Here is a 13,827-nt window from a genome sequence, read left to right as displayed (position 1 = left end):
TATCTGATAATCTTCACCAGTAGGATTTTGTCGAGTAACCGCCTATAGGAATTACTCGAGCAATATTTTTGTATTTTTTCCAAATTATATGCTGTTTGTACCCTCCTCAGACCCAAATATGCGAGTGTTAGAAACATCACACCAAATTTGATTTTTGCACTATATCGGCGATTTTGTTGCACTTTTCCACCATCCCTGTCGGGATGCGGCTGCCTTTCGTTCCGCATATCATATACTGAAATTATGAGTTCGACGGAAACGTATCCGGAGGAGAATACTTCGATACCGGTGCGGCCCGACGGACGGCGAGTCACACCTCGAGTCGGAGAAGGACCCACCCGCCCGCCGCACACCCGATCGAAAGTACCCCGGCGACGGGGAGGACGACGCGATACCCTGCGAGTGGTGTCGCGAATCCGAACTCGGCGAGCCAGGTGAACGCGATCGGACCGATCGTCTGTCCGATCCGAAGCATGCTCGTCTGCGTCCCGAGCATACTCGCGCGCAGGTGGTCGGGGGCGATCGTGACGATCGTATCGTTGAGCGAGGGCATGACGAGACCGAACCCGACACCGAAAACCGCGAGCAACAGGGCGACCTGTGCGGGCGAGGTCACGATTCGAATCCCGAGCAACGCGAGGCCGAAACACGAGAACCCGATCGCGATCAGCGTCGACAGATCGAAGTAGGGCTCGAGACGGCCGTAGAACGACGCGATCACGGCGTTCGAGAACGAAACGACTGCGAGGATACCGCCGAGAGACGGTTCGACGACCCCGTACTCGTCGGTGAGCAAGAGCGGGATCGCAGTGAGCACACCACCGTAGAACAGGAAAAACGTGGAGAGTGAAGCGATATAAATGCCGAACGCGTCCCGTGCCGTTACCGCTCGTCCGACGCGTTTCGCGTACGTTCGGAGCGACGGCGGCGCATCGACCGCCGGTTCCTCGAGGATCACAGCGGCGGCGATTCCGACGACCACGGCGACCCCGAAAAAGAGGAACGGAACGTTCCACCGGATCGCCGCGAGGGCGCCGCCGATCAGGGGGTACAGCGCCGCTCCGGTACCGATGGCGCTGCTGTTGATCCCGATAATCGATCGCTGTCGGGGCCCGTCGTAGTAATCCCCGATGAGCGTGATGGCGAGCGTGATCAACGCACTGGCACCGACTCCCTGACAAAATCGGAGCACGAGCACCGTCTCGTAGGTCGTCGTGAACGCGATCGCAGTTCCGGCGATCCCGAAGATGAACAGCAACGGAATGAGCGTTCGGCGTCGGCCGAGTCTGTCGGCGACGAGGCCGACGAACGGCGTCAAAAATATCCCCGGCAACGTATAGACGGTGACGATCAGACCGACCTGTGCGTCGGTAATGCCGAAGGCGGCTCTGAGCGACGGCAGAACCGGACTGAGCAAGGAGACGCCCATGACGCCGACCAACGAACTCCCCAACACGACGTGCAGCGACGGGGACCGCCACGGAACGGATCGAGGTTCGGTCTCGCTGGGACGCTGGTTCGTCATGTGATGGCGCGAGGGCGCACGGCAGTTCCACTCGTCCACCGCTCGAGTCGCCTGTGGTGAGCGGAGTCGTGACCAGGGACGCGCGGGAAGAATCGACGACCGAACGGGGACACGGTTGGTTCTATCACTCGTCGTTCGTTCCACACGAATCGTTCGAGCGAATAAAAAATTCCGTTCCCTCCCGTCGGAACCGGACGGGGGGAAATCTGCGATCGGCCCCCGACAGCACGCGAGCGGGAGGCGAGGGGCGTGCCCGGAGGGGGCGCATCACGACACCGCTCAGTTGACGACGACGAGGCGGTCGGTCTCGAAGGACGTGACGAGTCCGCGATCGAAACGCGAGGTGCGCGCGAGCGCGGTCGAAAGCGCGTCCGTCGCCCGCCGCTCGAGGGTGGCCGTGTCGGCTTTGTTCACGAGCGGGACGACGGTCGCGTCCGCGGGAACGTTCTTCAGCCCCCCGTCGGGGTGTGCGAGCACCTGGCCGACGGCGGCGGCGGTGATCCGCTCGCCAGCGGAGAGGGCTGTACACCGTTCGATCCGGTCGACTCGGTGAACGATATCGTCCGTGAGCGGCTGGCCGATGGCCCGAACGGAGACGACCGGGACGACGACCGTACTCGCGGTGGGGATTTGCGGTTCGTCGGCGCCCGGCGCTTTGAATTCGCGCATTCTCGCACCGTCGGCCTTGACGAGGAGCCAGTCGAACCGGCCGCCCGCGAAGACCGAACTCAACACGTCCGGCGCGTATCCACGCACCTTCTCGTCGACCCGGTCCGGATCGGACACGCGAGCCCTCGCAATCGCGACCGGCGCCGTCACATCGTCCAGGTCGGCCGAAGGGCGCTCGCCGTCGGTGAGCGCGAGCGGAACGTCCGGTGGCGGCGGCATCTGCACCGACGTGGTGTATCCCGCATCGAGACCGCGGTCGGCCGCCTCGGCGACCAGGTGACCCATGGCGGTCTTTTTCCCCCCTGCGCCGACGAACGAGACGAGTTCGTCGTCCTCGAGTCCGAGCCCATCGGCGAGGTCCATAGCGATCACTCACTGGCCGACGGCATGAGCGTTACGGCGCGAACGGGAGGCCGGACGAGGCGGGCAGCGAGGACCCACAACGCGAGTCCACGAGAAACGGCTGAGGCGGGCCCGCAGACCGCTGCGGCGATACAATTATTCGGACGGACTCGGTAGAGAGCCTATGGAACGTGTGGACGTCACGGGGGAAGTGTGTCCGCGCCCCGCCCTCATCGTCCGGGAGCGGTTGTCCGAACTCGATCGGAGCGACGAACTGCTCGTCCGAGGCGATTACCCGCCAGCGGAGTCGAATCTCCGACGAACGTGTACGAAACACGGATACGAAGTCGAGGATCGACCGGTCCCCGACGACGTCGACGGCGGCTTCGAATTGCTTATCCGTCCACCAGGCGACTCGAGCCCATCGGGGGATGCGGATGACTGAGGGCGGCGACGATCGGTCGGCCGAGGGTGGAAACGACCGGGTGGCCGAGGGCGGCGACGACCGGCCGCCTGCCCTGACCGAATACGCGGAACTCCACGGCTGTTCGTGCAAGGTCGGACAGGCCGAACTCGACTCGTTGCTCGCGGACGTCGGATTATCGAGCGCGCAGGAGGACCTGCAGGTCGGCGTCGGAGAGGATGCGAGCGCACGCGTGATCGCGGACGGGCTCAGTCTGGTATCGACGATCGATTTCTTCACGCCGATCGTGGACGACCCGTACGAGTTCGGCCGCGTCGCCGCGTGTAATGCGGCCAGCGACGCCTTCGCGACCGGGGCCGGCGACGATCTGACGTTCCTCGTCGTTCTCGGGCTTCCGCGGGAGGTAACGGGCGCAGCCACGGACGTTCTGCGGGGGATCGTCGACGCGGTGAACGAAATGGGCGGGGTCGTCGGGGGCGGGCACACCATCATGAACCCGTGGCCGATCGCCGGCGGCACCGTCGTGGCCACGGCACCGTCGGATCGCATTCTTCGAACGAGCGGCGCCGCGGCGGCCGATCGGCTGTATCTGACGAAACCCCTCGGAACGCAACCGGCGATGGGCGCACTCCGCGTGCGGGACGGCGAGTTCGGCGACACGATCGCCGAAACGGCGGCGCGACCCGTCCAGGACATCGCCGACGAAGCGCTCGCGTGGATGACGACGCCCAACAGGGATGCGATGCTCGCGGCCCGCGAGTACGCGACGGCCGCGACCGATATCACCGGCTTCGGGTTGCTCGGACAGGCCCGCGTCCTCGCGGAGAACGCCGGCGTCGGCGTCGAACTCACGCACCTTCCGCTCATCGACGGCACCCTCGAACTCTCGCGGCTCTTCGGCTACGGTCTCGAGGACGGCGAGAGCGCGGAGACCAGCGGTGGCCTCTTGCTCTCTGTTCCGGACGGACGCACCGACGCGTTCGAATCCGCCCTCTCGGCGGCGAACGTCTTCTACCGCCAGGTCGGCCGCGTCACCTCCAGCTCGGGCGCGTCGCTGGTCGATCCGACGGTCGAACGAATCCGGGGCTAACCGTCCACACGGCGCCAGTGTTCGATTCGGGCTTTGCAGGATGGTCGCCGGAAACGAACGCTAGGAGAGCTTGAGCACCGCTTCCAGGACGCCACCGCCGAGACAGAGCGCCTTGTCCGAAATCTTCGTGTAGTCGACGTCGTCGCGGGGATCGACGTCGCCGAGTTTCGCGCCGGCGGAAACCGAAACGCCGTCGTGAACGAGCCCCCGGACGAGTCCCCCGATCTCCGTGACGACGGGGTCGTCGTCGACGGAGCCGACGGTCGTTTCCGCCTCGACGGCCTCGCCGATTTCGACCGACGGTGACCACACGCCGTCGCTCGGTGCGCGGAGCACGCGTTCGTGGGTGTACCCGCGACGTTCGCCCGGTTCGCCGTCGTACGGGCTGGGTTCGCCGTCGTAAATGACGTGGCCGAGTTCGTGTCCGCGATCGGTTTCGACGACCGCGTCCACGTTCTCGCCGGCCTCGAACCCCGGACCGAGGCCGACGACGACGTCTGCGAGGTCTCGCCGCGTTCCGGTGTCGAATTTTCCTTTGGCCATGATCGCATCGACGACGGCCCTGGGCTCCAGTTCGTCGACGACGGTCCCGTCGGGGTCCTCGAGCACCGGGACCTCGTCGTCGGCGAGAACGGCGAGCGCCTCGTCCGCGTCCGCAACGCGACGGCCCGTCACGCCCTGAACGGTGACGTCGCCGTCGTACATCGCCGTCCCGAACGCGACTGCGCGTCGGACGACGGTCGGTCGGGCCGTCTCGGTCACGATAACCGGAAAGCCCGCCTGATGGAGGCGGTAGGCCACGCCGCTGCCGAGGTCTCCGCCGCCCCGAAGGACGACGAGGTCCTCGACGTCGTGTCGGTTCGCGCGCTCGCCGGTCGCACCGTGGCGATCGCGGTGCAACTCCGCGAGGATCGAGAGCGCGACGTCCGCGGGCCCGCCCCCGCCGAGGTCGAGACCGACGGGCGCGCGGACCCGAACGAGGTCTCGACGCGAGTACCCGTCCTCGAGCAACGAGTCGAAGATGTGCGCCGTCTTGTCAACGCTTGCGACGACGCCGACGTAGCCGGCGCCGCCGTCGAGGGCGGCGGCGACGGCCTGCCGGTCGAACGTTCCGCTTCGCGTCGCGACGGCGACCGCCGTTTCCGACGTCATCGGACGTTCCGCGAGGACCTCGTCGTAGGAGCCGCAAACGACGTCGACGTCCGCGGAAAATCGCTCCGGAGCGGCGTACTCCTCGCGGTCGTCGACGACGGTGACGTCGTAGCCGAGTCGCGTTGCCATCGCCGCGAGTTCGACGCCGATGTGCCCGCCGCCCGCGACGTAGAGACGCGCCCGGCCGCGGATCCGATCGATGAAGACGTCCATGGAACCGCCACAGACCATGCCGGTATTTCCACCGGGGCGCAGTTCGTACGTCCGGACGCCCGGATTCACGTCACCGCGGAGGACGTCGCGGGCGTCCTCGACGGCCAGTCCCTCGACCGTCCCGCCGCCGATCGTCCCGTACTCGTCGTCGTCGGTCACGAGCATTTTCGCCCCGACGTCCCGCGGCGCGCTGCCGTCTTTGGCCACGATCGTCAGCATCGCGGCCGGTCGTCCCTGCGCGACGAGGTCGTCCACGCGATCGAACAGCGTCATACGAACGACGTCACCTCGTGATCGACCATGAGCGAGATCAGTTCGTCGTACGTGACGGTATCGATTCGTTCGGGGAGGCACAGACCGCGCATTTCGACGTCCCGTTCGACCGCCAGCGTCGGCGCGTCGAGGTCCGGGTCGAGCAGGACGCCGTCCTGGATCAGGACGACGATTCCGTCGGCGTCGTTCGCCGCCGTTCGCAATCCGACTTCCGCCATCGGTTTGTCTATCAGGTACAACATTGTCAAAAGTCGAGGGTGTGATCCGCTCGTTCGATCATCGTCGCGATTTCCTCGCCGGAACGGACACCGACGTCGGCCGCGATCTCGTCGGGCGTCACGTCTCGCGCCGCCATCGACGCCCCGTCGACGAACAGGTCGCCGTCCTCCTCGGCCAGATCGACGAGGTGGCCGGTCATGTTGAGCGCATCGCGGTCGACGGCCGCTCGAGCGGCGTAGATTCCGTCCTGTGTGAACACGACCGAGACGTCGTGCCGGTCGAAACCGGCCGCGACCCCGCGGGCCGCCCGGAGTCCTTCGGGGACGTGAACGCGCCCGTACGGGCCCCGGGTGAGCAAGACGACGACGTCTCGTTTCACAGGGAGATCACCCTGTCGGCTTCCCCGAGGATATCCGCCAGATCCGGTAGCAAGCCGACCTCGACGCCGTCGGGGTAGTCGGTTTCGGCGTCGATACCGCGTGCGTTCACGCAGAGACCGCAACAGAAGACCGTCGCGCCGTCGTCGATCAGGTCCTGGAACTTCTCCGTGGGCATCTCGTCGTACAGCCCCGCGTCCGAACAGTCGGGGAGGTGCTGGTCGGATACCGGGACGTACGCGCCGTCGAGATAGTGAAAGTACGTGACCTCGTGGCCGGCGTCGAGCGCCGCCCGGCCGAGTTCGTAGGCGGTCCGCCACCGTTCGCTGTCGAAGGGGCCGCCGGTGAGCAAAAACCCCACGTGGATCATATCCGAGACGTTGGCCGACTGCGATAATAAGAGTTAGCATCCCACAACGTTCGGGGCAGGCGGGACGACGATCGGAGTTCGCGTCCGTCCGAACGGGACGCGAGACTGCGCCGGCGGCGCCCACTTACTCGATCACGACGTCGACGTGGTCCCAGCGCTCGACGTCGACCAGTCCCCGATTCGTCAGCCGGTACTCGGGGATCACTTCGAGGGCGAGAAACGAGAGGGTCATCAGTCCGTGACGGTCGAGACCGAGGGCCTCCGCGCGGTCGGTGACCGCCTTGAACCGCTCGTAGACGGCCGCCAGCGGATCGTCGGACATCAGGCCCGCGACCGGTAGCGGAATCGACGACATCTCGGCTCCGTCGCCGTCCGGTTCGCACACGGCGATCCCACCGTCGACGTCCCGGAGGTGGTTCGCGACTCGAGCCATCGTATCGTACGACGCGCCCGCGACGACGCAGTTGTGCGCGTCGTGGGCGACCGTCGACCCGATCGCGCCGCGTTCGAGGCCAAGCCCGCTGACGAAGCCGCGACCGATACCCGCGTCGGTACCGTGTCGTTCGACGACCGCGATCGGAAGCACGTCCTCGTCGGGCGCCGGGTGGATCGTTCCGTCGACGACGGGAAGGGAGGCCTCGGCCCGTCCCGTCTGAATCCCCTCGACGAGGTCGATAACGCGGACCTCGGCGCGCTCCGCGGTCGACGCCGGGGCGGCGAGTGCGAGGTCGGCAGCCGTGACCGGTTCGAAATCGACGGTTCCCGTCGAAAGCGCGGTCGACGGCGGGTCGCGCTCGGTAGCCGTGGGATCGATGTCCCCGTCGACGAGCACGTGCTCGACGCGCCACGACTCGAGGTCCTCTAGCAGCACCAGATCGGCCGGTGCGCCGGGTTCGATCCGGCCGAACGGAAGGTCGTACGATTCGGCGGTGTTCAGCGTCGCCATTTGAACGGCCTCGACCGGGTCGACGCCCTCGTCGATCGCCTTTCGCACCGCGAAGTCGACGCCGCCGTTTTCGACCAGATCGACCACGTCGCGGTCGTCCGTACACAGCGACAGCCGACGCGTGGGAACGTCGTCGACGAGACCGACGAGGTCGGCGAGGTTCTTCGTCGAGGATCCTTCGCGCAGATAGACTCTGAACCCGAGGTCGATTTTCTCTCGAGCCTCGGTTCGGGTGATGCTCTCGTGATCGTTGTCGAGGAATCGCGCGGCTTCCTGGAGGTCCGATCCGGACACCCGCGGGAGATGGCCGTCGACCGTCAGGTCGCGCTCGCGTGCGGCTTCGATCTTCGCGTGGAGATCCTCGTCCCCACCGACGAGGGCGGGGAGGTCCATCACCTCCGCGAGCGCGACGACGAGTTCGTGATCGAGCAGGGAGGCGACGGCGTCGGCGTCGAGCGTCGCACCGCCGTCCTGTAAGGTCGACGCGGGAACGCTCGACGGGACGCCGAACCGGACCTTCAACGGGGTCTGTCTCGCGTCGTCGAAGGCGGCCCGGACGCCGTCGGCGCCGAGGACGTTGGCGATCTCGTGGGGATCGTGGACGATGCTGGTTACCCCGCGCGGAACCATCGCTTCGCCGTACTGCGCCACCGTGACCATGCTCGATTCGACGTGGACGTGTGCGTCGATCAGCCCCGGTGCCACGTACTCGGCCTCGAGTTCACGGTCCGCCGGCCGTTCCTCGAGTGCCACGATCTCTCCGTCGTCTATCGCGATCGCCCGGTCCTCGAGGACGCCGGTGTTGACGTTGACGAGCGTGCCTCGAACGAGGGTGTCGACGCGGCTCATGGGCGGATCCGACCGTGACTGGCACGTGCTGCAGTGATCGTTGCCGTACCGAACGTGCGATCGTTCCGAACTGGTCCAGACAGCCGTTCGGTGGGTGTCCACTCTGTGATCATGACTGAGTTTCGTGTATACTACGTATTTCGTGGGCCATTACTCTTCGTGCAAGACGGAACGGTCGGCGGGTTGCCAGCGGTTAGTCTTCCTGCGTGGCAGCGGGCTCGGCCGGTGACGGGTCGTCCCCGTCGACCGGTTCCTCGAGGCCCATCTCGTAGCCGCCGTCCGGTCGCGGGACGAGCGTGTTGAGCACGACCGCACAGATCGCGGTCACGATGATCGCGTTGCCGAAGAAGATGCTGACGCCGGTCGGCATGGCCTCGAAGATCTCGGCCCGCACTTCGACGCCGAGACCGAGGCCGATCGAGACGGCCATGATGACCATGTTCCGCCGATTCATGCGTTCGTTCAGGAAGATGAGCCGGAGGCCGCTCGCCATCACCATGCCGAACATGACGATCACCGCGCCGCCGAGAACGGCGCTGGGGATCGTCGCGACGACGGCGCTGACTTTCGGAATGAATCCGAGCACCAGCAGCACGGCCCCGCTGATGCCGACCACGTAGCGGCTCATGACGCCGGTGAAGTTGATAATCCCTACGTTCTGCGAGAACGTCGTCAGCGGGAACGCGCCGAAAATGGCGCCCAGCGAACTGCCGAGACCGTCGACGAACAGCCCGCCGCCGATTTCGTCGTCGTCAGGGTTTCGACCCTCTGCGGCCGTGATCCCGGACATGTCACCGATCGACTCTATCGCCGCGGTAATGTGAATCGCGGTGATCGTCAGGATGGCGACCGGTTCGAACTGGAACCCGAATCGGCCCGGAACCGGGAGTGCGAACCAGCCCGCGTCCGCGACCGTGGAGAAATCGACGACACCCAGGGCGACGGCGACGACGTAGCCGACGACGATGCCGATCAGAATGCTGAGGAGTCGCCAGATCCCCTCCATGAACAGGTTCATCCCGACGGTGATCCCCAGAACGAGCAACGCGAGGCCGAGGTTCGTGTACGAGCCGTAATCGGACGCGCCGACGCCGCCCGCCATGTAGTCCATCCCGACCGGTATCAGGTACAGACCGAGGATCATGACGATGAGGCCGGTGACGAGCGGCGGGAACAGCCCCTTGATCCGCTCGTACTGCCAGCCGATCAGGATTTCGACCAGCGCACCGATGACGACCGCGCCGAAGACCGCATCGAGTCCGTACTGTCCGCCGATGGCTATCGCCGCGCCGACGAACGCGAAACTCGTCCCCATTACGATCGGGAGTCTCGCACCGACCGGGCCGACCGGGAAGACCTGGACGAGCGTCGCCAGGCCGGAGAATACCAGTACCATCTGAATGAGGTACGTCGTGTCACCGCCGCTGACACCGACCGCACCGGCGACGATGATCGCGACGGCGACCGTCGGGACGAACATCGCCGAGACGTGTTGCAATCCGAGTAAAATTGCCTCTGGTATTGGTGGTTTGTCTTCTAATTCGTACGCCAGGTCTATCGATCCGTCACTGGATGACATAGGCTAACATACTCCAGATCACTCCCGTCCTTGATAAATTCTTTGTAAGGAGGGAGTTTAGCCAATGAATTTCGGAAAAGGACGGCACATAGACACAAATAGGTGTACTATCGTATTATTTCGGGATCTATTGGCCGTATCGTGGATTCGAATGTACGAACGCCAACCGATCGATCACGTTCCAGATATGATACCTCCCGCGGTGACGTAGTAATAGAGGACGAACGCCACGGCGAGCGCCCACTGCCCCGGGCGGACGTCGTCCAGTTCTCCCATCGACGCCTTGACAATCGGATAACTGACGATCCCTGCCGCGAGTCCGTCCGCGATGGAGGCCGTAAGCGGCATGACGGTAATCGTGAGGCCGCTCGGGATGAGCCAGGCCGAGTTGCCCCAGTCGATGTCCGTCACACCCCCCAGCATGATGAGTCCGACGACGACGAGCGCGAGATAGGACGCGTACTGCGGGACTGCGGTAATGAGAGGGACGGCCAGGAGGGACACCAGGAAGCAAACGCCGACCGTAAGCGCCGTCATCCCCGTCCGGCCGCCCTCTTCGACCCCGGACGAACTCTCGACGAAGGTCGTCACCGTCGACGTCCCGAGTATCGCGCCGGCCGTGGTGCCGACCGCGTCGGCCATGAGCGGTTTCTCCATCTCGGGCAAGTCGCCGTTATCGTCGAGGAATCCCCCGAACTGGGAGACGCCGATCAACGTGCCCGCGGTATCGAAGAAGTCGACGAAGAAGAACGTGAACACGACGAGCGCGAACGTCGCCGGTTCGATATCGCCGAAGCCGTCGACGAACGCGCCGAACAGCGGCGTGATATCGTATTGCGCCGAGGAGAGGCTTTCCGGCGCGAGCACCCCTCGATCTACGACGCCACCCAGCGTAAGCCCCCAACCGGCGAGCGCCGTCGTGAGTATCCCCACGATGATCGCACCGGTGATACCCTTCGCGTAGAGAACGAGCGTCAATCCGAGCCCCGCGAGCGAGAGAAGCGCGACCGGGTCCGTCGCGATATCGTTCAACTGGACCAGCGTCGCATCGGCCGCGACGATAACGTTCATCTCGATGAGGCCGAGCAACAGGAGGAACAACCCGATACCGGCGCCGACAGCGAACTTGACCGGCTCCGGGAACAGTTCGATGATGTACCGCCTCGCACCGACGGCCGTCAGCAGAACGAAAACGATCCCCTCGACGAAGACGGCCGCGAGTGCCGTTTGCCACGGTACCCCGAGCCCGATGACGACGGTAAATGCGAAGTACGCGTTCAGCCCCATCCCCGGCGCCAGACCGAACGGACGATTCGCGTACAGGGCCATTACGAGAATGCCGATCACCGACGAAAGGATCGTCGCGATGGCGATCATCTGGAACACCTCCTGCGAACTGTATCCGTCTATCTGGATCGCCGCGGAGAGAATCGCGGGGTTGACGACGATGATGTACGACATCGTGAGGAACGTCGTTATCCCCGCGACCACCTCTGTTTTCAAGTCGGTACCGTGTTCTTCGAACCCGAAGAACCCCGCCACCCGCGAATTGCTGCCAGTCGAATCTGACATATGACCCATGTTAAACCATATCAATAAAAAGGTTTCCTGGGTAAGTTATTGTCCGGACGGTTTTGCAACGGACCGCCTCGAGTGTGGCAAACGGCGTCTCTCTCGTGGCACACGGACGCAATTGGGCGTCCGACGACACGTTGATGGCGGTCCTGCCGGAGCTATGAACCGTAATGGCTACGCCGAGAAACGCAGACGCCGATTTCGAGGGATTGCGACGCGGAACGGAACTCGTCAAGCGCGGGTTCGCGCGGATGCAGAAAGGCGGCGTCATCATGGACGTCGTCGACCCCGAACAGGCGCGCATCGCCGAAGACGCCGGCGCGGTTGCCGTCATGGCCCTCGAGGCCGTCCCGGCGAACATCAGAAAGCGCGGCGGCGTCGCCCGGATGGCAGACCCCGCCGACGACGCCTCCCACATCGACGAGCACGAGTTCACCGGGTCAGCAGATTGCGAATACGTAAGACGCGGGGCTCGAGAGACGTATGCATGCGCGTGCTGATCCCGTTCGATCCCCGGAAGCCGAAAACGAGACTCGGCGGCGTCCTGTCCGCCGACGAGCGGCGAGCGTTCGCGGAGGCGATGCTCCGAGACGTCCTCGGGGCGGTGCGGAACGCGGATGCGACCCCGCTGGTGCTCTCGACCGCTGAAATCGAACTGGACGGAGTGTCCGTCCGCGTCGACGAGCGGCCGCTTTCGCCGGCCGTCAACGCGTATCGACGGGAGACGACGGGGCCGCTCTGCGTGCTCCTGGCCGACCTCCCGCTCGTGACGTGTAAGGCGATCGACCGACTGCTCGAGCCCGCCGCCGATATCGTGATCGCGCCGGGACTCGGCGGGGGAACGAACGCGCTCGCGATACGGCACCCCGACTTCAGGGTCGACTATCACGGGTCGTCGTATCTCGATCACCGCGATGCTGCACGGGCCGTCGGCGCGTCAGTCGCGACGGTCGATTCGTTCCGCCTCGGGGTCGACGTCGACGAGCCGGCGGATATCGTCGAAGTGTTGCTTCACGGATCGGGACGGGCTGACGCGTGGCTTCGCGATGCGGGCTTTCGGCTCGACTCGCAGAGTGGACGCGTTACCGCCGTCAGAATCTCGGACGAGATGACCGCGTAAATCCTCGCTGGGTAACGTTTAAGCGTTCGTACCTGTATGCACGCTGTATGAAGCGCATCCTCAGTACCGACGACGCCCCGGCTGCGGTCGGTGCGTACAGTCAGGCGACGACCAACGGCGACATCACGTTCACCGCCGGTCAAATTCCGATGACGCCGGCTGGAGAGTTACTGGACGACGAGCCGATCGCCGTCCAGACCGAGCAATCGCTGACAAACGTCGAGGCGGTGCTGGCCGAAGCGGACCTCGAGATGAGCGACGTCCTCAAGGTCACGGTCTTTCTCGACGACATCGACGCCTTCGACGAGATGAACGAGACGTACGCCGACTTCTTCGACGAGGAACCGCCGGCCCGAAGCGCCGTCGAGGTGGCGAACCTGCCGAAGGGCGTCGGCGTGGAAATCGAAGCGATCGCCGCACACGACTGAATCGGCCGCGATACTCGGGTTCTCATCCCCTTTTCCGAACGTCGAGACGGAGCCGACCGTATCGGCCCCGCACTCGAGAGACCGACAGTCGAGAACGCGGATTCGATCGTGCGGGGCGACTGCTCCCGGTATCAGCCGCGAGAACGGGAACTACCAGCGGGACGATCGACTCCGGATCGTCCGGCTGCGTCACCGAAATCGAACGCCCAGGTCGTGCATCCCGTCGTTGTTCATCGCGAGGTTGATCAGAAGCGGCGTCACGCTCTCGACGACGACGTCGGCGGTCGCCGCGGCTTCGGCGTTTCCGACGCCGACGACGTCTGCGTCCGCACCGCGTTCCGAAAGGAGCGCCTCGTAGTCGTTCGCTCGACGCGTCGCTTTCTCCGGGTCTCTCGAGCCGACGATGACTGAGTGATCCGTGTCACGAGCCCATCGCAGCGCCAGTCCTTCGCCGATATCTCCGGTTCCGCCGAGGAGTGCAATCTCCATGAGGGCGAATCGAGGGTCGCGTTCTTAGAAGTATCCGTCTGCGGGCGTGTGCGGCCGCTCCATACCCGTGTGCGCATCCGGCACACGGTATGCCACGACGGGTCGGGTCGCGATCCGGACTCGTGGAGAGGGTCCGACGACGGACGCGCCGGCTCGACCGCGGCGAACCGAGACAACCATACTTATA

The 13,827-nt window shown here is 65.0% G+C and carries 13 protein-coding genes and 2 pseudogenes; 5 read left to right on the top strand and 10 right to left on the bottom strand.

The features are described 5' to 3' along the window. Positions 1-310 precede the first annotated feature (310 nt). Together NJT13_RS21385 and yqeC are read right to left on the bottom strand one after the other, a co-directional pair. On the bottom strand, positions 311-1,525 hold the full coding sequence (locus tag NJT13_RS21385) for an MFS transporter (RefSeq protein ID WP_254525559.1): 1,215 nt from the start codon (positions 1,523-1,525) through the stop codon (positions 311-313). Positions 1,526-1,804: 279 nt separating this feature from the next. Continuing rightward, a complete protein-coding gene (gene yqeC, locus NJT13_RS21380) occupies positions 1,805-2,557 on the bottom strand; it encodes a selenium cofactor biosynthesis protein YqeC (protein WP_254525558.1) in 753 nt (250 codons plus the stop codon). Between the two features lie 163 nt (positions 2,558-2,720). Here yqeC and NJT13_RS21375 point away from each other — a divergent pair, with 163 nt between their 5' ends. Beyond that, entirely contained in the window at positions 2,721-2,981 is a 261-nt protein-coding gene (locus NJT13_RS21375; protein WP_254525557.1) for a sulfurtransferase TusA family protein, read from the top strand. Beyond that, entirely contained in the window at positions 2,974-4,050 is a 1,077-nt protein-coding gene (selD, locus tag NJT13_RS21370) for a selenide, water dikinase SelD (RefSeq protein WP_254525556.1), read from the top strand. Before NJT13_RS21375 ends, selD begins: the two co-directional genes overlap by 8 nt. Positions 4,051-4,110: 60 nt before the next feature. On the opposite strand, the gene yqeB is transcribed toward selD, so the two are convergent. The 7 genes from yqeB to NJT13_RS21335 form a co-directional block, all read right to left on the bottom strand. After that, entirely contained in the window at positions 4,111-5,688 is a 1,578-nt protein-coding gene (gene yqeB, locus NJT13_RS21365; RefSeq protein ID WP_254525555.1) for a selenium-dependent molybdenum cofactor biosynthesis protein YqeB, read from the bottom strand. Continuing rightward, positions 5,685-5,930, bottom strand: coding sequence for a hypothetical protein (locus NJT13_RS21360; RefSeq protein WP_254525554.1), 246 nt, complete (start codon positions 5,928-5,930; stop codon positions 5,685-5,687). Before NJT13_RS21360 ends, yqeB begins: the two co-directional genes overlap by 4 nt. A 2-nt stretch (positions 5,931-5,932) precedes the next feature. After that, positions 5,933-6,286, bottom strand: a complete 354-nt coding sequence (locus NJT13_RS21355; RefSeq protein ID WP_254525553.1) for a DsrE family protein — start codon at positions 6,284-6,286, stop codon at positions 5,933-5,935. Then, on the bottom strand, positions 6,283-6,654 hold the full coding sequence (locus NJT13_RS21350; RefSeq protein WP_254525552.1) for a DsrE/DsrF/TusD sulfur relay family protein: 372 nt from the start codon (positions 6,652-6,654) through the stop codon (positions 6,283-6,285). Before NJT13_RS21350 ends, NJT13_RS21355 begins: the two co-directional genes overlap by 4 nt. Before the next feature lie 124 nt (positions 6,655-6,778). After that, positions 6,779-8,449, bottom strand: a complete 1,671-nt coding sequence (ade, locus tag NJT13_RS21345; RefSeq protein ID WP_254525551.1) for an adenine deaminase — start codon at positions 8,447-8,449, stop codon at positions 6,779-6,781. Between the two features lie 193 nt (positions 8,450-8,642). Continuing rightward, positions 8,643-10,028, bottom strand: a complete 1,386-nt coding sequence (locus NJT13_RS21340; RefSeq protein WP_254525550.1) for a uracil-xanthine permease family protein — start codon at positions 10,026-10,028, stop codon at positions 8,643-8,645. A gap of 174 nt (positions 10,029-10,202) precedes the next feature. After that, positions 10,203-11,600: an NCS2 family permease gene (locus NJT13_RS21335; RefSeq protein WP_254525549.1), complete on the bottom strand. Its 1,398-nt coding sequence runs from the start codon at positions 11,598-11,600 to the stop codon at positions 10,203-10,205. A 173-nt stretch (positions 11,601-11,773) separates the two neighbouring features. On the opposite strand from NJT13_RS21335, the pseudogene NJT13_RS21330 reads away from it, so the two are divergent. The 3 genes and pseudogenes from NJT13_RS21330 to NJT13_RS21320 all read left to right on the top strand — a co-directional run. After that, positions 11,774-12,001 (top strand): annotated as a pseudogene (locus tag NJT13_RS21330) (pyridoxal 5'-phosphate synthase lyase subunit PdxS); the annotation flags it as partial. Positions 12,002-12,090: 89 nt separating this feature from the next. Continuing rightward, complete coding sequence (gene cofC / locus NJT13_RS21325) at positions 12,091-12,723, top strand: 2-phospho-L-lactate guanylyltransferase (RefSeq protein ID WP_254525548.1); 633 nt, start codon at positions 12,091-12,093, stop codon at positions 12,721-12,723. Positions 12,724-12,770: 47 nt separating this feature from the next. Next, positions 12,771-13,151, top strand: a complete 381-nt coding sequence (locus NJT13_RS21320) for a Rid family detoxifying hydrolase (RefSeq protein WP_254525547.1) — start codon at positions 12,771-12,773, stop codon at positions 13,149-13,151. Positions 13,152-13,403: 252 nt separating this feature from the next. Here NJT13_RS21320 and NJT13_RS21315 read toward each other — a convergent pair. Next, positions 13,404-13,640: pseudogene (locus NJT13_RS21315) on the bottom strand (NAD(P)-binding domain-containing protein); the annotation flags it as partial. Positions 13,641-13,827: the final 187 nt, after the last annotated feature.

It is taken from the genome of Natrinema caseinilyticum (assembly GCF_024227435.1).
Lineage (GTDB): Archaea > Halobacteriota > Halobacteria > Halobacteriales > Natrialbaceae > Natrinema > Natrinema caseinilyticum.
This window is presented reverse-complemented; position numbering and strand designations above follow the sequence as displayed.

Bases quoted from the DNA above. Each gene is read 5' to 3' on its own strand.
- NJT13_RS21320 (WP_254525547.1), top strand. From the start codon at position 12,771: ATGAAGCGCATCCTCAGTACCGACGACGCCCCGGCTGCGGTCGGTGCG.
- selD (WP_254525556.1), top strand. From the start codon at position 2,974: ATGACTGAGGGCGGCGACGATCGGTCGGCCGAGGGTGGAAACGACCGG.
- ade (WP_254525551.1), bottom strand. From the start codon at position 8,449: ATGAGCCGCGTCGACACCCTCGTTCGAGGCACGCTCGTCAACGTCAAC.
- NJT13_RS21340 (WP_254525550.1), bottom strand. From the start codon at position 10,028: ATGTCATCCAGTGACGGATCGATAGACCTGGCGTACGAATTAGAAGAC.
- NJT13_RS21360 (WP_254525554.1), bottom strand. From the start codon at position 5,930: ATGTTGTACCTGATAGACAAACCGATGGCGGAAGTCGGATTGCGAACG.
- NJT13_RS21385 (WP_254525559.1), bottom strand. From the start codon at position 1,525: ATGACGAACCAGCGTCCCAGCGAGACCGAACCTCGATCCGTTCCGTGG.
- cofC (WP_254525548.1), top strand. From the start codon at position 12,091: ATGCGCGTGCTGATCCCGTTCGATCCCCGGAAGCCGAAAACGAGACTC.
- NJT13_RS21375 (WP_254525557.1), top strand. From the start codon at position 2,721: ATGGAACGTGTGGACGTCACGGGGGAAGTGTGTCCGCGCCCCGCCCTC.
- NJT13_RS21335 (WP_254525549.1), bottom strand. From the start codon at position 11,600: ATGTCAGATTCGACTGGCAGCAATTCGCGGGTGGCGGGGTTCTTCGGG.
- yqeB (WP_254525555.1), bottom strand. From the start codon at position 5,688: ATGACGCTGTTCGATCGCGTGGACGACCTCGTCGCGCAGGGACGACCG.
- yqeC (WP_254525558.1), bottom strand. From the start codon at position 2,557: ATGGACCTCGCCGATGGGCTCGGACTCGAGGACGACGAACTCGTCTCG.
- NJT13_RS21350 (WP_254525552.1), bottom strand. From the start codon at position 6,654: ATGATCCACGTGGGGTTTTTGCTCACCGGCGGCCCCTTCGACAGCGAA.